The organism is Curtobacterium sp. MCBD17_008 (assembly GCF_003234475.1).
In the GTDB taxonomy this organism is placed as follows: domain Bacteria; phylum Actinomycetota; class Actinomycetes; order Actinomycetales; family Microbacteriaceae; genus Curtobacterium.
The window spans coordinates 92,334-111,512 of record NZ_QKTK01000009.1 but is presented as its reverse complement, the minus strand read 5'-3'; the positions used below and the strand labels follow the sequence as shown (position 1 = coordinate 111,512).

The 19,179-nt window shown below is 70.7% G+C and carries 21 protein-coding genes; 10 read left to right on the top strand and 11 right to left on the bottom strand.

The annotated features are described in order from the left end of the window. Window positions 1-2: 2 nt before the first annotated feature. From DEI95_RS10180 to DEI95_RS10165, 4 genes are read right to left on the bottom strand one after another with little or no spacing between them, the layout of a single operon-like run. Window positions 3-332 (bottom strand): DUF86 domain-containing protein, encoded by a 330-nt coding sequence (locus DEI95_RS10180; protein ID WP_110890646.1) that lies wholly within the window; start codon window positions 330-332, stop codon window positions 3-5. Beyond that, complete coding sequence (locus tag DEI95_RS10175) at window positions 329-853, bottom strand: helix-turn-helix transcriptional regulator (protein WP_111060155.1); 525 nt, start codon at window positions 851-853, stop codon at window positions 329-331. Before DEI95_RS10175 ends, DEI95_RS10180 begins: the two co-directional genes overlap by 4 nt. 52 nt (window positions 854-905) lie before the next feature. After that, window positions 906-1,493, bottom strand: coding sequence for a dCTP deaminase (gene dcd, locus DEI95_RS10170; protein WP_110823258.1), 588 nt, complete (start codon window positions 1,491-1,493; stop codon window positions 906-908). A gap of 31 nt (window positions 1,494-1,524) precedes the next feature. After that, complete coding sequence (locus tag DEI95_RS10165) at window positions 1,525-1,824, bottom strand: hypothetical protein (RefSeq protein WP_110911182.1); 300 nt, start codon at window positions 1,822-1,824, stop codon at window positions 1,525-1,527. Window positions 1,825-2,046: 222 nt separating this feature from the next. Here DEI95_RS10165 and DEI95_RS10160 point away from each other — a divergent pair, with 222 nt between their 5' ends. Beyond that, window positions 2,047-2,763: a GAF and ANTAR domain-containing protein gene (locus DEI95_RS10160; RefSeq protein WP_181436273.1), complete on the top strand. Its 717-nt coding sequence runs from the start codon at window positions 2,047-2,049 to the stop codon at window positions 2,761-2,763. Then, a complete protein-coding gene (locus DEI95_RS10155) occupies window positions 2,763-3,473 on the top strand; it encodes a GAF and ANTAR domain-containing protein (protein ID WP_110823264.1) in 711 nt (236 codons plus the stop codon). The genes DEI95_RS10160 and DEI95_RS10155 overlap by 1 nt, the downstream gene beginning before the upstream one ends. Before the next feature lie 19 nt (window positions 3,474-3,492). On the opposite strand, the gene DEI95_RS10150 is transcribed toward DEI95_RS10155, so the two are convergent. Next, window positions 3,493-4,227: a GAF and ANTAR domain-containing protein gene (locus DEI95_RS10150; RefSeq protein WP_181419439.1), complete on the bottom strand. Its 735-nt coding sequence runs from the start codon at window positions 4,225-4,227 to the stop codon at window positions 3,493-3,495. A 120-nt stretch (window positions 4,228-4,347) separates the two neighbouring features. On the opposite strand from DEI95_RS10150, the gene DEI95_RS10145 reads away from it, so the two are divergent. After that, window positions 4,348-6,429: a cytochrome c oxidase assembly protein gene (locus DEI95_RS10145; RefSeq protein WP_111060153.1), complete on the top strand. Its 2,082-nt coding sequence runs from the start codon at window positions 4,348-4,350 to the stop codon at window positions 6,427-6,429. A gap of 2 nt (window positions 6,430-6,431) precedes the next feature. Then, on the top strand, window positions 6,432-7,055 hold the full coding sequence (locus DEI95_RS10140) for a class I SAM-dependent methyltransferase (RefSeq protein WP_111060152.1): 624 nt from the start codon (window positions 6,432-6,434) through the stop codon (window positions 7,053-7,055). 87 nt (window positions 7,056-7,142) lie between these two features. On the opposite strand, the gene DEI95_RS10135 is transcribed toward DEI95_RS10140, so the two are convergent. From DEI95_RS10135 to idi, 6 genes are all read right to left on the bottom strand, one after another. Beyond that, window positions 7,143-7,481, bottom strand: a complete 339-nt coding sequence (locus DEI95_RS10135) for a hypothetical protein (protein ID WP_111060151.1) — start codon at window positions 7,479-7,481, stop codon at window positions 7,143-7,145. A gap of 153 nt (window positions 7,482-7,634) precedes the next feature. After that, entirely contained in the window at window positions 7,635-8,753 is a 1,119-nt protein-coding gene (locus DEI95_RS10130; protein WP_110823273.1) for a sugar-binding protein, read from the bottom strand. Window positions 8,754-8,860: 107 nt separating this feature from the next. Further along, window positions 8,861-10,153, bottom strand: a complete 1,293-nt coding sequence (mmsB, locus tag DEI95_RS10125) for a multiple monosaccharide ABC transporter permease (protein ID WP_110823275.1) — start codon at window positions 10,151-10,153, stop codon at window positions 8,861-8,863. Continuing rightward, a complete protein-coding gene (mmsA, locus tag DEI95_RS10120; protein ID WP_181419447.1) occupies window positions 10,150-11,673 on the bottom strand; it encodes a multiple monosaccharide ABC transporter ATP-binding protein in 1,524 nt (507 codons plus the stop codon). Before mmsA ends, mmsB begins: the two co-directional genes overlap by 4 nt. Before the next feature lie 356 nt (window positions 11,674-12,029). Next, window positions 12,030-13,049 carry a LacI family DNA-binding transcriptional regulator gene (locus DEI95_RS10115; RefSeq protein WP_110823277.1) on the bottom strand — a complete coding sequence of 340 codons (1,020 nt, stop codon included), beginning with the start codon at window positions 13,047-13,049 and terminating at the stop codon, window positions 12,030-12,032. Window positions 13,050-13,283: 234 nt separating this feature from the next. After that, window positions 13,284-13,823 (bottom strand): isopentenyl-diphosphate Delta-isomerase, encoded by a 540-nt coding sequence (gene idi / locus DEI95_RS10110; protein ID WP_110823279.1) that lies wholly within the window; start codon window positions 13,821-13,823, stop codon window positions 13,284-13,286. A 21-nt stretch (window positions 13,824-13,844) separates the two neighbouring features. On the opposite strand from idi, the gene DEI95_RS10105 reads away from it, so the two are divergent. Genes DEI95_RS10105 through DEI95_RS10080 form a run of 6 tightly spaced genes read left to right on the top strand, consistent with a single transcriptional unit; the run spans window position 13,845 to window position 19,179 of the window. Further along, window positions 13,845-14,903, top strand: a complete 1,059-nt coding sequence (locus DEI95_RS10105; protein ID WP_111060150.1) for a polyprenyl synthetase family protein — start codon at window positions 13,845-13,847, stop codon at window positions 14,901-14,903. Then, window positions 14,900-15,844, top strand: a complete 945-nt coding sequence (locus tag DEI95_RS10100) for a phytoene/squalene synthase family protein (RefSeq protein ID WP_111060149.1) — start codon at window positions 14,900-14,902, stop codon at window positions 15,842-15,844. The genes DEI95_RS10105 and DEI95_RS10100 overlap by 4 nt, the downstream gene beginning before the upstream one ends. Then, the gene (gene crtI, locus DEI95_RS10095) at window positions 15,841-17,487 is read left to right on the top strand and encodes a phytoene desaturase family protein (RefSeq protein ID WP_111060148.1); all 1,647 of its coding nucleotides are present in this window, start codon (window positions 15,841-15,843) and stop codon (window positions 17,485-17,487) included. The genes DEI95_RS10100 and crtI overlap by 4 nt, the downstream gene beginning before the upstream one ends. Next, on the top strand, window positions 17,487-17,864 hold the full coding sequence (locus DEI95_RS10090) for a lycopene cyclase domain-containing protein (protein WP_110901024.1): 378 nt from the start codon (window positions 17,487-17,489) through the stop codon (window positions 17,862-17,864). Before crtI ends, DEI95_RS10090 begins: the two co-directional genes overlap by 1 nt. Continuing rightward, window positions 17,861-18,256, top strand: a complete 396-nt coding sequence (locus DEI95_RS10085) for a lycopene cyclase domain-containing protein (RefSeq protein WP_111060147.1) — start codon at window positions 17,861-17,863, stop codon at window positions 18,254-18,256. Before DEI95_RS10090 ends, DEI95_RS10085 begins: the two co-directional genes overlap by 4 nt. Continuing rightward, entirely contained in the window at window positions 18,253-19,179 is a 927-nt protein-coding gene (locus DEI95_RS10080) for a prenyltransferase (RefSeq protein WP_111060146.1), read from the top strand. Before DEI95_RS10085 ends, DEI95_RS10080 begins: the two co-directional genes overlap by 4 nt.

Below are 19,179 nucleotides of genomic sequence, written 5' to 3'. Positions count from 1 at the left end.
GGTCAGGGGCAGTGGCCGCGGAGCCGCTCGACGGCGTCGCGGAGCGCGGGGACGTCGGTGCGGGCGGTGTTCAGCAGGACGGAGGCGGGGGTGTCGGACGGTCGGCGGGTCAGCTGCTCTCCGAGTGCCGCCAGCCGCGCCCAGGGGATGGTCGGTTCGGTCGCGGTCATCGCTGGCGGCAACTCCCGGACCGAGGACGCGATGTCGACGAGGCGCATCCGGACGGCGTCCGCGACGACCGCCTCGGGCAACGTCGGGTCGTCGGCGTACTCCTGGATCCGCGCGCACGCGGTGACGACGTCGTCCAGCGACCGCTCGACCGCCCTGGTCACAGCGGGACCGTCCGGTCGAGGACGTCGGAGGGCAGGGCATCGGCGGCGAGGACCTCGACCCGCACCCCGAGCAGCTGCTCCGCTTCGTCCTGCATCCGCATGAGGGCGAAGATCCCGGCGGCAGGGGCCAGCTCCACGACGAGGACGACGTCTGCTGCCCACTCGTCGGGGTGGGCTCGCTCCGTGCCGTCGAGCAGCTGCCGCACGCCGACCGCGCCGTGCTGCTGCAGCACGCCGAACAGCTCGTCCCGGTGCCGTGCGACCAGTCGTCGGAGCGGTGCCGGTTCGGCCACGGGCTGCAGGTCGATCGCCGTCCGGAACCCGGCAGCGAGCAGGAGCCGCTGCAGGGCTGCCAGTGAGGGCTCCCGGCGGCCGTTCTCGTACGTGCTGATGACGCTCTGGGTGACACCGGCGCGGGCGGCGAGTTGGACCTGGGTCAGGTCGGCGCGCTGCCGTGCCTCGCGGATGATCGCGGCGGCGGAGAGCGTCATCGGCGACGCACGAGGAGGGCGTGGCGGCATGCCGCCACCATACACAGTATTCCGTATTTCTTACGCTTACGGAGGGGCTCGATCAGTTCGAGCGCGACACGTCCGCACGGTGGAAGTTGAGTGCCGAACGGGACGGCGTCGGCCCGCGCTGCCCCTGGTACCGCGACTGGTACTCGGCGGACCCGTACGGCTTCTCGGCCGGGCTCGACAGCTGGAAGAAGCAGAGCTGCCCGATCTTCATCCCGGGCCACAGCTTGATGGGCAGGGTCGCGACGTTCGACAACTCCAGGGTCACGTGTCCGGAGAAGCCCGGGTCGATGAAGCCCGCCGTCGAGTGGGTCAGGAGGCCCAGTCGGCCGAGCGAGCTCTTGCCCTCGAGTCGTGCGGCGATGTCGTCCGGCAGCGAGACCACCTCGAACGTCGACCCGAGCACGAACTCACCCGGGTGCAGGACGAACGCCTCGTCCGGGTCGGTCTCGACCAGGCGGGTGAGCTCGGGCTGGTCCTCGGCGGGGTCGATGTGCGGGTACTTGTGGTTGTCGAACAGCCGGAAGTACTTGTCGAGCCGCACGTCGATGCTCGACGGCTGCACGAGCGAGGCGTCGTACGGGTCGAGGCCGATCCGGCCCTGGTCGAGCTGAGCGGCGATGTCGCGGTCGGAGAGCAGCACGCTGGAAGCCTAGTCGTCGGCCCGTGCCCCGTCAGGACTCGAAGGCGTCGAGGACCCAGTCGTCGGTGGGCAGGGTGCGGTCGTGCCAGCGCATCCGGATCGAGCCGTCGTCGACCGCGTGGAAGTCGGGGTGGCCCTCACGGAGCTGGCAGCGGTGCCCGTGCAGCGTCCGCGGGCAGCGGTCCTGGTCCGGTACGGCCCCGCTGCGGCCGACGACGGCCCCGACCAGGCGGACGGCGACGCGGCGCAGGCGAGCACGGCCGGTGCGACGGAGGCTCGCGCGCCGGAGGACGGGGCGCGCGGCGGACGGGGGACGACGTGATGTGCGCACAGGATGCTCCAGCTGTTCGCCATGGATCTGATGGATCGAGCGGCCGGGGTCTGGGGCTACCGGAACGCTAACCGAGCGCACCTCGGAGTGGGTGGAGTCCGCGCGACTAGGCTGAAGGTGTCCGCTTCAGCACCCAGCCCCCGCGCTGCAGCCACTTCTCGCAGGAGCGCTGATACCCATGACCACCACCACCTTCACGGGCTCCCTCGCCCGGGGCCGACGATGACTTCCTTCACCGACGCAGCCCGTCGCCTCCAGGGTGGCGACGACGACGCCCTGGCGGGTGCGTTCGTCGATGTCCTCCCGGTGGCCGGCGCCGCGCTCTCCACGCTCGGTCGGCCCTTCGGCAGCGCCGTGATCGCCGCCTCTGATCCGCGAGCCGCGGAGTCGGACGAACAGCAGGTGCTCCTCGGCGAGGGTCCGGGCTGGTCGGCGCTGCGGAGTGGGGCTCCCGTCCTCGCCTACGACCTGAGCGAGACGACCGACGACGAATGGCCGTCCACCCGTGCGGCCCTGCGGGCGACGGGATGGGCCGGGCTGCTCTCGTTCCCGCTCGCCGTCGGCACCTTCGAGATCGGCGCCGTGACGCTGTACCGACTCGACACACAGCCGCTCGCACCCGCCGAGCTCTCCGAGGCGAAGCTGCTCGCCGGGCTGGCCGCGCTCCGTGTCCTGTACACGACGACGCGTGACCTCGAAGGCGGCATCGCCACCTCCGCCGTCTCCGTCACGCATTCGTCCGGGCGTCACGTGCACCAGGCGACCGGCATGGTGGTCGCCCAGCTGGGCCTCACTCCGGAGAACGCGCTGCTGGTCCTCCGTGCACGCGCGTTCGCGGACGGTCAGCCCCTCCGCGCCATCGCCGAAGCCGTCATCGAGCGGCGCATCGACTTCCGAGACCCACGCACAAACGACCCCGCACGGAAAGAAGACCGCTGATGACGCAGAGCAGAGAGCAACGCCTCGTCGACACGTTCGTCACCCTCGCCGACACCCTCGTCGACGACTACGACGTCATCGAACTGCTCCAGATGCTGGTGGGGAAGGCAGCGGACCTGTTCGACGTCACCGCGGCCGGCATCATGCTCGCGACCCGGACCGACGAACTCGAGTTGGTCGCGTCGACCAGCGAGCGGAGCAACCTCGTCGGCGTCATGCAGCTCGACGCCGGCGAAGGTCCCTGCGTCGAGGCCTACCGCACCGGCCGGGTCGTCACCGTGGGCAGCACCGCCGAGTTGCGCCGACGGTGGCCAGCGTTCGCAGCGGCGTCGGAGCGGTTCGGGTACGCGTCGGTGCACGCCATCCCGCTCCGTCTGCGGGACGAGACGCTCGGCTCGATGAACCTCTACCGCGAGCGGCCGGGTGCGCTGGGCGACGAGGACATCGTCGCCGCCCAGGCGCTGACGGACGTCGCGACCATCAGCATCCTGCAGCAGCGCGGACTCGAGCGGGCCACCATCGCGCGCGACCAGCTCCAGCGGGCGCTCGACAGCCGGGTGGTCATCGAGCAGGCCAAGGGGTTCCTCGCGCAGACGCACGAGGTCGACATGGACCAGGCGTTCGTGATGCTCCGGTCCTACGCGCGGTCCCACCAGGTGCCGCTCGCGGAGACCGCGCGGCAGGTCGTCGAGCGGACCGTCTCGATCTGAGGATGACCGGGGCCGACCGTCAGGCGAGCTCGCGCAGGTCGGCCCCGTGCTGGATGACGTCCGCGGCGACGTCGCGCAGACCGCGGCCGGTGCGCACGGCGCCGTCCCGGAGGACCCGGAAGGCCTCGTCGATCTGGACGTCCCGCCGGTACGCCAACGCGCCCTTGGCCTGTTCGAGCAGCACCCGGGCCTCCAGGGCGTCCGCGATCTGCTCGTCGAGCGTCCGTTGCGTCCCCTGCGCGCGGTGGCGTGCCAGAGCCGCGGAGGCCGCGTCGGCGAGCAACTGGATCATCACGACGTCCTGGTCGTCGTGTCCCCGGTCGTGGTCCGCGAAGACGCACAGGCATCCGATGGTCGCGGTCCGCAGCCGGATGGGCTCGGCGAAGGTGCCGATCAGTCCGCGGTCGCTCATGGTCTGGACGAAGGTCGGCCATTCCGCGGCCTTCGTGGAGACGTCCGGGACGTCGATCGTCCCGCCGGTCCGGTAGCAGTCCAGACAGGACCCCTCGTTCGTGCCGAGCTGGGCTTCCTCGGCGTCGATGCCCCGCTCGCTCGTCGAGGCGATCACGTGCAGGACGCCGGACCGGTCGGCCAGGACGATCCCCGCCTCGGCGGACCCGGTCCACCGCACGCATGCGTCCACCGCCCGGGTCATGGCGTCGAGGACGTCGAGCGACGGGTCCAGCACGGCGGCGACCGCGCCGAGCACGTGGTCGAACCGGTCCTGGTCGTCGAACTCTGTCGTCGTCGTCACCCGCCCGAGCGTACGGGGGTGGCCCGGGACGCCGCGCAGCATCCTGCCCTCGCGCGTCCAGACCCGCGCGCCTACGATGGAGGGTCCGCGGACCGCGGACGGAACCGACCCGAGACAGGTATGGCCGTCACGTCACCCCAGCCCCACCCCGACGCCGCAGGTCGTCCGGACACCGCCTCCCGACCGGGAGGCCCGGCACCGGAGACCGCGCCCGTCACCACCCGCACGTCCACCGTCGCGACCGTCCTCGTGATCGCCCTGCCGCTCGTCGTGGCGTGTGCGCTCCTCGGGATGACGATCACCGGGGCGTTCACCGCGAACCAGCAGCTCGTCTCCGCGGGTGACGTCGTGCAGTTCGGTCTCGTCGCCGCCCGTGGTGTGCACGACGGGGTCGCCGCGCTGACCGTCGGTCTGCTCATCGTCGCCGCGTTCGCGCTGCCCGCGCAGAAGGCCGACCACGGGGCGATGTCCTCCCTGCAGCACCGGGCCGCTCGGTGGGCGGCGGTCTCCGGGTCGGTCTGGTTCCTCGCCGCGGTCGCCGGGATCGTCCTGACCGGGGCGAACACCCTCGGCGTCCCGCTGACGAGCCCCGTCTTCGCCCGCAACTTCCTGCTCTTCGCATTCCAGGTCGAGATCGGGCAGTCGCTCGTCGTCTCCGCCGCGGCCGTGCTCATCGCCACGCTCGTCGCCGCGTTCGCCACCCGGGCCACGACCCTCGCCGTCGCCACGGTCGCCGCGCTGTTCGCCCTGCTGCCGCTCGCGCTCTCCGGCCACGCCGCCGGCTCGCTCGAGCACGCGAACGCCGTCAACTCGCTCGCCGTGCACCTGCTCGGCGTGTGCGTCTGGGCCGGTGGACTCGTCGCCGTCGTGCTCCTGCGTGTCCGGACGAAGGGCGCCACCGGACGGGTCGTCGCGCGGTACTCCACGCTCGCCGGGTGGGCCTTCGCCGCCGTGGCGTTCTCCGGCATCGTCAACGCGCAGCTCCGGCTGACCGGGCCGCTCGACCTCGTCACGACGCCCTACGGCTGGCTCATCACGACGAAGGCGGCGATCCTCGTGCTCCTCGGGATCGCCGGGGTCGTGCAGCGCCGCAAGCTCGTGCCCGGGCTGCTCCGCGCCCCGACCGACCGCCGGCTGTTCGTCCGCTTCGCCCTGGCCGAGATCGTGTTCATGGCCGTCGCGATCGGCGTCTCGGTCGCCGTCGCCCGCAGCCAGCCGCCGATCCCGCAGACGCCGGAGACCGGGGCCGACACCCGCTCCGGGCTCATCGGGTACCCGTACCCGCCCGAGCAGACGATGCAGACCTACCTGTCGCACTGGCACATCGACTGGATGTGGCTCGCGCTCGCCCTGGTCGGCGCCGGCTGGTACCTGTGGAGCGTCCGCAAGCTCAAGCAGCGCGGTGACTCCTGGCCGGTCGGCCGCACCATCGCCTGGCTCGTCGGTTGCGCCGTGTTCATCTGGACGACCTCCGGGGGACCGGCCGTCTACGGCATGATCCACTTCTCGTCGCACATGGTGCAGCACATGCTGCTCATGATGTTCGTCCCGCTGCCGCTCGTGCTCGGCGGTCCGGTGCTCCTCGCGCTGCGGACCCTGCCGGTGCGCAACGACGGCTCACGTGGTGCCCGTGAATGGCTCATGCTCTTCGTGCACTCGCGGTGGATGCAGTTCCTCGCGAAGCCCGCGGTCGCCGGGGTGGTCTTCGCCGGGTCCCTCGTCGTGTTCTACTTCACGCCGGCGTTCGAGTACGCGATGCAGTCCCACGAGTGGCACATCGTGATGATCGTGCACTTCGTCCTGAGCGGGTACCTGTTCTTCTGGGTGTTCGTCGGCATCGACCCGGGCCCCCAGCGCCCGCAGTACCCGATCCTCATCATCGCCCTGCTCGCGACCCTGGCCTTCCACGCGTTCTTCGGCGTCGCGGTGATGACGTCGCAGTCGGTGTACGCGATCGACTGGTTCCACGCCCTCGGACAGACGAACGACGCGGCACTGCTCGACGACCAGCACACCGGCGGCGGCATCGCGTGGGGCGCCTCCGAGCTGCCGATGGTGTTCGTCGTGCTCATCGTCGTACGCAACTGGGTGCGGTCGGACGAGCGCACCGCCAAGCGGAAGGACCGCCAGGCGGAGCGGGACGGCGACGCCGAGCTCGACGCGTACAACGAGCGGCTGTCGGCGATGCAGCGGCGCGACTGAGCATGTCCACCGGCTCGGGGGCCGACAGCGGCGCCGTCCGTGACGCGTACGGACGGCGCGCAGCCGAGTACACCGAGCAGCTCGGGTCCATGGGGTCGGTGCACCCTGCCGACGTCCACCTCGTCACCACGTGGGCGGCGGGGCTCGGCGGCTCCGTGCTCGACGCCGGGTGCGGCCCCGGCCACTGGAGCGGCCACCTCGCCGACCGGGGGCTCGACGTCGTCGGACTGGACCAGGTGCCGGCGTTCGTCGAGCACGCGCGGCGGACCCATCCGTCCGCTCGGTTCCACCTGGGCAGCGTCGACGACGTGCCGGCCGAGGACGGGCACTTCGCCGGGGTGCTCGCCTGGTACTCGCTCGTCCACCACGACCCGGTGAGCATCGCTCGGCCGCTGTCGGAGGCCGCGCGGGTCCTCCGACCGGGCGGCGGGCTGCTCGTCGGGTTCTTCACCGGCGACCGCGTGGAGCCGTTCGACCACGCGGTGACGACCGCGTACCGCTGGCCGCCCGACGCACTGGCCGACGCGGTCCGCGCCGCGGGCTTCACGGTGCTCGAGGTCCACACCCGGACAGTGGCGACGACGCCAGGTCCCCGCCCGCACGGCGCGCTGCTCGCGGTGCGCTGACCGACGCGACCGGACGCCGGACCGGGCCGGTGCGGAGGGGCGCGGGTCGGGCCTCCAGGCCGGTGCGGAGGACCGGCGGGCGAGCAGTCAGGGGAGGTTGTGCGGCCCGCGGAACTGTCCCCAGCCGAAGCGGCTCTCGGCGATGAACTCCTGCAGGGCACTCTGCACCAAGCGGGCCATCATCTCGGGCCCGTCGTCGAGCCAGAGCCCCCCGGACACTCCACGCTCTCCGGCGATCCGCCACCACACGACCGCGTTGTTCGTCTCGACCAGGTCGTCCGGCTGGAGGGCGTGCCCCCACGGGTCGTCAGCCGGGGTGAGGTGGAAGCGGGTCGAGCGCAGCTCGTCGGCGTGCAGCATCTCGCGGAACACCGGTTCGAGGAGCGCGAGGACCGCCCGCACCTCCATCACCGCACCCTCGGCCACGGGGACACGCTACCGGCGCACGGGCACACCGAGCCGGCCTGGAGGCGCGGGGCGGGCCTCCAGGCCGGCGCCCGGGAACGCCGCGGCGGGGGCGGGAACGAGGAAGGGCCCCGGCGCTGACGCGACGGGGCCCTTCTGCTGGAGCGGGCAGGCTCAGCCCTTCTTGGCGAGCTCGGAGAGCGTCGCGTCGTTCTTGTAGGCCTCGACGGCGTTGTCCTTGGTGACGAGGACCGGGGTCAGCTCGACGGTGGGGACGATCTTCTTGCCGTTGTCGTTGTTCTTGTCCTTCACGGTCTCCGGCTTCTTGCCGTCGGCCAGGTCGGACACCAGGTCGATCGCGGCCTGGGCCTCGTCGGTGGTGTTCTTGTAGATGGTCGAGTACTGCGTGCCCTGCATGATGAGCGGGATCGACGCGGTCTCGGAGTCCTGACCGGTCACGACGGGGTTGTCCTTGCCGGCGGCCTTGGTCGCGGTGAGGATGGCGCGGGCCAGGGTGTCGTTCGGGGAGAGGACGCCGTCGAGCTCGGTGTCACCCGTGTAGTACTGGGCCAGGAGGTCCGTCATGCGCGACTGGGCCTTCTGCGCGAGCCAGCCCTGGGTGGCGACCTTCTGGAAGGTGGTCTGGCCCGAGGTGACCTTCAGCGTGCCGTCGTCGATCTTCGGCTGCAGGACGTCCATCGCACCGTTGAAGAACACGGTGGCGTTGGCGTCGTCCGGCGAACCGGCGAAGATCTCGACGTTGTACGGCTTGTCGCCCTTCTTCTCCTCGAGGCCCTTGAGGAGCGCCTGCGCCTGGAGCTGGCCGACCTTGAAGTTGTTGAACGCGACGTAGTAGTCGACGTTCTCGGTGTTCAGGATGTTGCGGTCCCAGGCGATGACGGTCGCACCGGCGGCCTTGGCGGCCTTCACCTGCGAGCCGAGCTGCGAACCGTCGGCGGCACCGATGATGACGGCCTTGGCACCCTTGGTGACCATGCCGGAGATCTGCGACTGCTGGTCCGGGACCGGGCTGCCGGCGTTGGCGTACTGGATGTCGGCCTTGAAGCCGGCTTCCTCGATCGACTTCTTGAACGCGGCGCCCGCGAGCACCCAGTTCTGCGAGGTCTTCGCCGGGAGGGCGACGCCGATGAGGTCGCCCTTCTTGATGGTCGAGCTGGAGCCGGAGCCCGAACCCGAGTCGGAGCCCTCCGTGTTGCCACGGGCCGAGCAGCCGCTGAGGGCGAGGCCCGCGATGAGCGCCAGGCTGACGCCGGCGACGATCTTCTTGCGCATGTGATTGCTTTCTCTTCGTTGAGGAGGTGGGGCCGGGGCCCCGCTGTGGTGGATGGGTCGTACCGGGTGTCCCGGCAGCCGGTCACCCGACCGCCGGGATCCCCGAGCTAGGGGAGGGTGACCTTCTCAGGCTGGTCCTCGATCGAGCGCGGCTGCTGCGCACCGATCGTGTTGTCCTCGGTGTCCTTGCGCTGGAACTGCCGCATCATGCCGCCGATCAGCGACGGGCGGCCCTGCGACTTCGAGTACACGTCGAAGGCGACGGCGACGAGCAGGACGAGACCGCGGATGATCTGGACGCGGTTCGACTCGAGGCCCATGAGCTGCAGGCCGTTCGACAGCAGCGCCATGACGAGACCACCGATGATCGAGCCGGAGATCGTGCCGACACCACCGGCGACGGCGGCACCACCGACGAACACGGCGGCGATCGCGTCGAGCTCCCAGCCGGTGCCGTCCGCAGGGCCCGAGGCGCCCGAGTAGGCGACGAAGACCATACCGGCGATCGCGGCGAGGACCGACATGTTCATCATGACGAAGAAGTTGACCTTCTTCGCGGAGACACCGGACAGGACCGCGGCGTTGGCGTTGCCACCGACGGCGTAGACCTGGCGGCCGAAGATCGTGTTCTTCGTGACGAAGCCGTAGACGATGGTCAGGACGCCGAGGATGATCGCGACGATCGGGACCGAGGTGCCGACCGGACCGGCGGCGAACAGGTAGGTCGCGAAGAGCGTGACGGCGACGAGGATGCCCGTGCGGACGATCGAGACCCACAGCGGCGGGACGTCGGCGTGCATCTTCTTGCGGCGGGCACGGCCACGGGCCTCGATGATGATCAGCGCGGCGATCGTCGCGAGCCCGATGATGAGCGTTCCGTTGCTGAAACCGAAGTCGGGACCGAAGTCACCGAGGAAGCCGGCGCCGATCGGGGTGTACGCGTCCGGGACGGGGACCGAGGTGGACGAGCCGATGATCTGGTTCGCACCACGGAAGATGAGCTGACCGGCGAGCGTCACGATGAAGGCCGGGACCTTCACGAACGCCACCCAGAAGCCCTGCCACGCACCGATCAGCGCGCCGATGGCGAGCCCGAGGACGATCGCCGCCCAGACCGGGAAGTGCCAGACCGCCATGGACTGCGCCACGACGATGCCGACGACCGCCGCGACCGAACCGACCGACAGGTCGATGTGGCCGGCGATGATCACCATGACCATCCCCAGCGCGAGGATGAGGATGTAGGAGTACTGCAGGAACAGGTTGATCACGTTGGTGGGCTCGAGGATGAGCCCCTGGGTCGTGATCGAGAACAGGATGAGCAGCACGACGAGCGCGATGATCATGCCGTACTGGCCGATGCTGTTGCCCTTGCCGAAGAGCAGTTTCAGGTTGTTCATGAGACGGTGGCGCCCTTCCGCGCGGACGTCATGCTGCGCATGAGCGTTTCTGGATCGGCCTGGTCGGCCGGGAGGTCAGCGGTGATCTGCCCCTCGAAGATGGTGTAGATCCGGTCGGAGAGACCGAGGAGTTCGGGGAGCTCGGACGAGATGAGGATGATGCCCTTCCCCTCGGCCGCGAGCTGCTGGATGATCCCGTAGATCTCGAACTTCGCACCCACGTCGATGCCGCGGGTGGGTTCGTCGAGGATGAGGATGTCCGGGTCGGTGAACATCCACTTCGACAGGACCACCTTCTGCTGGTTGCCGCCGGAGAGCTTGCCGACGTTGTCCTCGACCGAGGGCACCTTCGTGCGGAGCATCTTCCGGTACTTCTCGGCGACCGAGTACTCCTCGAGGGAGTCGACGACCCCGCCCTTGGAGATCTTCTTCAGGTCGGCGGCGACGGTCGAGCGCTTGACGGTGTCGAGCAGGTTGAGGCCGAGGGCCTTGCGGTCCTCCGACACGTAGCCGAGGCCGTTGTCGATGGCCTGCTGGACGTTCGTGACCTTGATCTCGCGGCCGTCCTTGATGATCTGCCCGTCGAGCCAGGTGCCGTACGAGCGACCGAACAGGCTCATCGCCAGCTCGGTGCGGCCGGCACCCATCAGGCCGGCGAAGCCGACGATCTCGCCCCGGCGGACGTGGAAGTTCGAGCCCTTGCAGACCAGGCGCGACGCGTCGAGCGGGTGCTGCACGGTCCAGTTCCGGACCTCGAAGAACGTCTCGCCGATCTTCGGGGTGCGGTCCGGGAAGCGCGACTCGAGCGACCGACCGACCATGCCTCGGATGATGCGGTCCTCGTTGACGCCGTCCGCCTTGACGTTGAGCGTCTCGATGGTCTTGCCGTCGCGGATGATCGTGATCTCGTCGGCGATCTGCTCGATCTCGTTGAGCTTGTGGCTGATGATGATGCTCGAGATGCCCTTGGCCTTCAACCCGACGATGAGGTCGAGGAGGTGCTGGGAGTCGTTCTCGTTCAGCGCGGCGGTCGGCTCGTCGAGGATGAGGAGCTTGACGTCCTTGTGCAGGGCCTTGGCGATCTCCACCAGCTGCTGCTTGCCGACACCGATGTTCTTGATCTGCGTGTCCGGGTCGTCGGCCAGGCCGACGCGGGCGAGCAGGTCCTGCGCGCGGAGCTGCGCGGCGGTCCAGTCGATGCGACCGAAGCGGCCCGGCTCGTTGCCGAGGAACAGGTTCTCCGTGATGGAGAGCTCCGGGATCAGCGCCAGCTCCTGGTGGATGATGACGATGCCGGCCTGCTCGGACTGCTTGATGTTCGAGAAGCGGACTTCCTCGCCCTCGTAGACGATCTCGCCCTCGTACGTGCCGTACGGGTACACGCCCGACAGCACCTTCATCAGCGTGGACTTGCCAGCGCCGTTCTCGCCGCAGATCGCGTGGATCTCGCCGGCTCGGACGCTCAGCGAGACGTCGGAGAGCGCCTTCACACCAGGGAACTCCTTGGTGATGGAACGCATCTCGAGGATCGTCTCGGGAGCGGTGATCGAACGGGTCTCGAGCCCGCTCTCGATCGGGTCGTGACCCTGTGGGGTTGACGCCACGGTGCATCTCCTTCTGCCGCTGCGATGCGGCAGTCCTTCGGTGGAACAGCTGCGGCATCCGAAGGGCACGAGGGTGCGTGCGGACTTCGTTGTCGCGTCCGGTGTCCCCCGTGTGACGGGCCATGTGAACGGTCACATCGAGGAACGGAGGTAATCCTACGCACAGGCTCGCCCGGGCTGTCAATTCGGACGGGTCGCGATTCGGTAACGCTGCGGGCACTTCCGCGCGCAGTGGCTCGCACGCCCCTCGGGCTGGGGACAGACCGACCGGTTCAGCGGTGGCGCGGAGCCCCGGTCGATCCACGGACGACGAGTTGCGGGACGATGTCGATCGGGCGCAGCAGGTCGTCCCCGCTCGGCAGCAGGATGTCCACGCTCCGGCGCCCGAGCTCGGCGAAGTCCACCTGCACGGTGGTCAGCGGTGGCCAGAAGTGCTTCGCCTCCGGGATGTCGTCGTACCCGACCACGGACAGGTCGCCGGGGACGTCGAGCCCGTAGGAGCGGGCGGCGTGCATGACGCCGAGCGCCATCGCGTCGTTCGAGCAGAACACCGCCGTGCAGTCCCGGTAGCGGAGCAGTTCCCGCCCGGCGTGGTAGCCGAAGTCCGCCGTCCAGTCGCCGAGGACCGGGGGCTGCACCGGCTTGTCCCGGTCGGACATCTCGCGCAGGAACCCCTGCATCCGGGCGTCCGCTTCGATCCAGTCCTGCGGGCCGGCGATGTGTCGCACGTACTCGTGACCGAGGTCGAGCAGGTGCGCGGTCGCCAGCCGGGCGCCCTCCATCTGGTCGACCCAGAGGGCTGTCGGGTCCTCGCCGACGCTCGAGCGCATCGTCACGTACGGGGTGCGCACGCCGAGCTCCTCGATGAGGTCGAACACCCGCTGTTGCGGAGCGATGACGACGATGCCCTCGACGTCCTGGTCGAGCAGGTGACCGAGCCCGTCGCGCACCGCCGCATCGGTCGGTTCCGCGATGTTGGCGGTCGTGACGGAGTACCCGCGCAGGACCGCGGCGTCCTCGATGGCCTGCAGGGTCACGGTCGGCCCGTAGTGGGCGCGCTGCGCGGTGAGGACACCGATCGTCCGCGTCCTGCTCGTCACGAGGGCGCGGGCGGCGCGGTTCGGCCGGTACTGCAGCTCCTCCATGGCGGCGCGGACCCGGTCACGGGTCTCGGCACGGATCGCGTCCGAGTTGTTCAGCACCCGCGACACGGTCTGGTGCGAGACGCCCGCGACCCGCGCGACGTCACGGATGCTGGGGGACCGCGGCTGCTCTGCCCGCGTGGTCGCCATTGCTGCTCTCTCCCGCTCGGGCCCGCAGCACGCCCATGTGCACGTTCACATCCCGAGCCAGATCATTATGCACGGCCCGCGGATGCACACCGACTGAAGGCAGGGGAGACCCCGGACGGGAGGCGCGGCGCACCGCCGTCACGGAGCCGACGGCGACGCCGTCGGGACCGGTGCGTCAGCTGCCGGGGAAGGGCCTCCCGGCAGCGGACCGGGCGCGTCGCGCCCGCCGACGCGCTACCGACCGGCGAGTGCGTCGAGCGGCAGCTCGGCGAGCTGCCACCCGAGCCACGGGCTGAACGCGAAGGGCGCGGCGGTGACGGCCTGGCGGAGCTTCTCCTCCGACAGCCACACCCACTCGGACACCTCGTCGTCCGCGGGCTGCGGATCGGCGTCGGCCACGGCACGGAACACCGGGCAGACCTCGTTCTCCACGATGCCGGAGGCGTCGACCGCGCGGTAGCGGAAGTCCGGCAGGACCAGCTCGACGCTGTGCACGGAGAGCCCGAGCTCGCGGTCGGCCCGCCGGGCGATCGCGTCCTCGAACGACTCGTCCGGGCCGGGGTGCCCGCAGAACGAGTTCGTCCACACGCCGGGCCACGTCTTCTTGGCGAGGGCGCGACGGGTCACGAGGACGTCCCCGGCCGCGTTCTGCACGTGGCAGCTGAACGCGAGGTGGAGGGGCGTGTGGTCTGTGTGCACCGTGAACTTGTCGGCGGTACCGATCGGGGTACGGTCTTCGTCGAGCAGGACAACGGTTTCCGGGAAAAGGCTCATCTGCCTCGATAGATTAGGCCAATGACCGAGGAAGCGGCCACCGTGGCGCACATCGACCTCGCGCTGGTGGATGCGTGCCTGGAGCACTTCTTCACGGCGTCGAGCGCCCGGGCCGCGGCCTTCGGCCGACCGTCCGAGGAACTCTGGCGCGTGCTCCGCAAGGCGAGCATGGGCGGGAAGCGCTTCCGGCCGCGCATGGTGCTCACCTCGTACACCGCGCTCGGGGGTGACGACGAGCACGCGGGCGCACACGTCGCCGCCGCGTACGAGTTGCTGCACACCGCGCTCGTCGTGCACGACGACGTCATCGACCGCGACTGGTCCCGCCGCGGCCGTCCGAACGTGGCCGGGTCCTTCCGCGACACCGCGACGACCGGCGGGCTGCCGCTGCCGACCGCCGAGCACCGTGGGACGAGCGCGGCCGTCATCGCGGGCGACCTCGCGCTCGCCGCCGCCCCGCGCTTCATCGAGGCCAGCGGCGTCACCGGGGAGCGCCGGTCCCGACTGCTCGACCTGTTCGACGACGCCGTCTTCGCCAGTGCCGCCGGCGAGATGGCCGACGTCGACCTCGCGCTCGGCGTCATGCCGACCGTGGCCGAGGTGCTCCAGATGGAACGCGCCAAGACGAGCGTGTACAGCTTCGAGGCGCCGCTGCAGTCCGGCGCCGTGCTCGCCGGGGCGCCCGAGGCCGTGGTGGCCTCGCTCGGCGCCTTCGGCCGCGAGATCGGCATCGCCTACCAGATCGTCGACGACCTGCTCGGGGTCTTCGGCAACGAGGGCGCGACCGGCAAGACCGCGATCGGTGACCTCCGCGAGGGCAAGCGCACCATGCTCATCGCCTACGCGGCGACGACCGACTGCTGGCCGGACCTCGCGCCCTACCTCGGCGACCCGGACCTCACCGAGGAGCGGGCCGCCGGTCTCCGCGCCCTCCTCGTCGAGTGCGGTGCGCGTGACGCGGCCCTCGACCACATCCGCGAGCACACCGCCCTGGCCCGCGCCGAGCTGGCCACGCTGCCCGACGAACTCGGCGCCCGGCTCGAGGGACTCGTCACCGAACTCGTGGAGCGCGTCCGGTGACGTCGAGCACCACCCCCGACCGCCTGCCGCTCTACGACGCCACCGCCGAGGCCGCCTCGAGCGTGGTCATCAGCCGGTACTCGACGTCGTTCGGCCTCGCCAGCCGACTGCTGACGAAGGACACCCGCGAGCACATCCGGAACGTCTACGCGCTGGTCCGCGTCGCAGACGAGGTCGTGGACGGCCCCGCGACCGAGGCGGGACTCGACCCCGAGCTCGCCCGCACGGTCCTCGACGAGCTCGAGACCGACACCGAGCGTGCGATGGCCCTCGGCTTCTCGGTGAACCCCGTCGTGCACGCCTTCGCCCGGAGCGCCCGGACGACCGGCTTCGGCCCCGAGCTCACGCGCCCGTTCTTCGCGTCGATGCGGATGGACCTCGACCAGACCGAGCACGACCAGGCGTCCTTCGACACATACGTGTACGGATCGGCCGAGGTCGTCGGACTGATGTGCCTCCGCGCCTTCGTGTACCGCGCCGGACGACCGACCTCCGACGACGCCGTGCTCGTCGACGGGGCCCGGGCCCTCGGGGCCGCGTTCCAGAAGGTCAACTTCCTCCGCGACCTGCACGCGGACTTCGAGGTGCTCGGCCGCTCGTACTTCCCCGGCGTCGACGTCCGCAGCTTCGACGAGGCCACGAAGGACCGGCTCGTCGCCGACGTCCAGGCCGACCTCGACCGCGCCGCCCGCACCGTGCCGCTCCTGCCGAAGGACGCCCGCCCCGCGGTCGCCCTCGCGCACGCCCTGTTCCAGGAGCTCAACGACCGCATCGCCGCGACCCCGGCAGCGCGGCTCATCACCTCCCGCGTCCGCGTCCCGAACCCCGTCAAGGCCCGCCTCGCCGCGCGGGTCCTCGCCCGGCGGGGCACGCTGTCCGCCCGGAGCGCGCCACCCGCCACCGCACCACACGCCACGACACAGACTGGAGGCTCGTCTTGAGCCCGACCCCTGCCTCCCGTCCGACGACCAGACCGAGCACCGGACGGGCCGTACCCGTCCGCCGGGTCGTCGTCATCGGCGGCGGGATCAGCGGCCTGGCGGCCGCCGCCCTGCTCGCCCGGGACGGCTTCGCCGTGACCGTCCTCGAACAGCGCACCCAGCTCGGCGGTCGTGCCGGCTCGTGGGAGCAGGACGGCTTCCGGTTCGACACCGGCCCGAGCTGGTACCTCATGCCCGAGGTGTTCGACCACTTCTTCCGGCTGCTCGACACGAGTGCCGACGAGCAGCTCGACCTCCAGGTGCTGGACCCCGGGTACCGCGTCTACACCGAGGGGCACGACGAGCCGATCGACCTGCGGGCCTCGCGCGAGGAGAACATCGCGCTGTTCGAGTCGATCGAGCCGGGTGCCGGCGCGAGGATGGCCAAGTACCTCGACTCCGCCGCCGACACGTACGACATGGCCGTGCGCCGGTTCCTGTACGGGACGTTCCAAGACCTCACGAAGCTCGCCGCCCCCGACGTCCTGAAGCGGCTGGGGAAGCTCGCCCGCCTGCTCGTCCAGCCGCTGTCCTCGTTCGCCGCGTCCGCCGTGCAGGACCGACGGCTGTGGCAGATCCTCGGGTACCCGGCGGTGTTCCTCGGCACGAGCCCGTACGCGGCGCCGAGCATGTACCACCTGATGAGCCACCTCGACCTCGCCGACGGGGTGCTCTACCCGAAGGGCGGCATCAGCGCGCTCATCTCCGCCGTCGAGCGGGTCGCACGCGCCGAGGGCGCGACGATCACCACCGGCGCCACCGTGTCCCGCATCGTGGTCGACGACGGCCAGGCCACCGGCGTCGCCTGGCGCGACCAGGACGGCACGGAGCACGTCGAGCACGCCGACCTCGTCGTCAGCGCGGCGGACCTCCGGCACACCGAGATGGAACTCCTCGAGCAGGAGCACCGGACGCACGACGCGGAGCACTGGCAGAAGCGCGATCCCGGTCCCTCGGCCGTCCTCGTCTACCTCGGCGTCGAGGGCGAGGTCCCCGGGCTGCTGCACCACACGCTGGTGTTCACCGCGGACTGGAAGGCGAACTTCGGCGCGATCTTCGGGAAGGACCGGCACGTCCCGGACCCCGCTTCGATCTACGTCTGCGCGCCCTCGCTCACCGACGACTCGGTCGCGCCGGAGGGGCAGAGCAACCTGTTCGTCCTCGTGCCGCTGCCCGCCGACGTCTCCATCGGCAAGGGTGGGATCGACGGCGCGGGGGACGCCCAGGTCGAGGCCATCGCCGACCGCGCGATCGACGTCATCGCCGAGCGCTCCGGTGTCGCGGACCTGCGCGACCGGATCCTCGTCCGCCGGACGATCGGGCCGCAGGACTTCGCCGACGACCTCAACGCCTGGAACGGCTCGATGCTCGGCCCGGCGCACACCCTGACGCAGAGTGCGTTCTTCCGCGAGAAGAACGCGTCCACGAAGGTCGGCGGGCTCTACTACGTCGGCGCCTCGACGATCCCGGGCATCGGCCTGCCGATGTGCCTCATCAGCGCCGAGGTCCTGCTCAAGCGGATCCACGGGGACACCTCGACCGAACCGTTGCCGACCCCGCTCCCGCGGTCGGCCGACGCACCGCCGCTCCGGACGACGGGCTGATGCCGGGGCTGTACCTGGCCGGCCTGCTCGTCTCGATCGCCGGGGTCGCGGTGCTCGACGCCCGCCACCGGCTGTTCTTCTGGCGTGCGCCGCTCCGGGCCGCGGTGGTCATGCTCATCGGGCTCGCGTTCTTCATGGTCTGGGACGTCGTCGGCGTGCACCTCGGGATCTTCTTCATCGGCACGACGCCGGTGCTGACGGGCGTGCTCCTCGCCCCGGACGTGCCGCTCGAGGAGTTCTTCTTCCTGGTCCTGCTGTGCTGGACGACGATGGACCTCTTCGGAGCCGTGCGCCCGGTCGCCGAGCGCCTCCGTCGGCGACGGGCTGCACAGGGCACCGGCACGGTCCCCGACGTCCAGGGCGGAGGCCCGGTGTGACCGGGTCGGGGACGTACGCCCTGCTCGCGGTCCCGTTCCTCGGGGTGGCGGTGCTGACCGCGATCGCCGCCGGTGTCGTGTCGGCGCGCCGGAGCCGCGGCACGGTCTGTGCCGGGCGCAGCCGGCGGTCCACCGTCCTCGGCGGCGTCGTCACCGGCGTCGTCCTGGTCGTCATGACGTGTGTGTTCAACAACGTCATCGTCGGGCTCGGCGTCGTCGCGTACGACCGGGCGCTCGTCCTCGGCGCCCGCGTCGGGCTCTTCCCCGTGGAGGACCTCGCCTACGCGATCGGGGCGGTCCTGCTGCTGCCGAGCTGCTGGGTCCTGCTCGACCGACCGGTACGGTCGGAACGCCCGTCCCAGCCGTCCCGTTCCCCCGAGGAGGCCCCATGACCGTGCCCCGCGCCTCCAGACCGTCCACCCTCCGAGCCCTGTTCGTCTCGTCGCGACCGATCAGCTGGGTGAACACCGCCTACCCGTTCGGCGCCGCCTACCTGCTCGGCAGCGGGGTCGGCGTCGAGGGTGGCGGCGGCTTCTCGCTGCTCGCGTTCGTCGTCGGGGTCGTGTACTTCCTCGTGCCGTACAACCTGGCGATGTACGGCATCAACGACGTGTTCGACTACGAGTCCGACCTGCGAAACCCGCGCAAGGGCGGGGTCGAGGGAGCGCTGCTCGACCGGAGTGTGCACCGCGCGACCCTGTGGGCCGTCGTGGTCACGAACCTGCCGTTCCTCGTCGCGCTCGTGCTGCTCGGCGCGGCCAGCGGGAACGGACCGTGGTCGTGGCTCGTGCTCGCGGTCAGCGTGTTCGCCGTGGTCGCGTACTCCGCACCGGGACTGCGCTTCAAGGAGCGGCCGTTCCTCGACTCGATCACCTCGTCCACGCACTTCGTGTCGCCGGCGGTCTACGGACTCGCGCTCGCCGGACCCGAGTGGACCGGACAGCTCGCCGCGGTCTGCATCGCGTTCTTCCTGTGGGGGATCGCCTCGCACGCGTTCGGTGCCGTGCAGGACGTGCTCGCCGACCGCGCCGGGGGGATCGGCTCCGTGGCGACCGTCATCGGCGCGCGCGCGACCGTCCGCCTCGCGTTCGTGATGTACCTGGTGGCCGGGGTGGCGCTGCTGTTCTCGGCGTTCCCCGGGCCGGTCGCGGCAGTCGTCGTCGTGCCGTACGCGCTCAACGTGCTGCGGTGGTGGAACGTCACCGACGCCGAGGCCGAGTCGGCGAACGCGGGGTGGAAGCGGTTCCTGTGGCTCAACTACCTCGCGGGGGCCGTCGTGACCCTGGCCCTGATCGGGTACGCCTTCACGCACTGA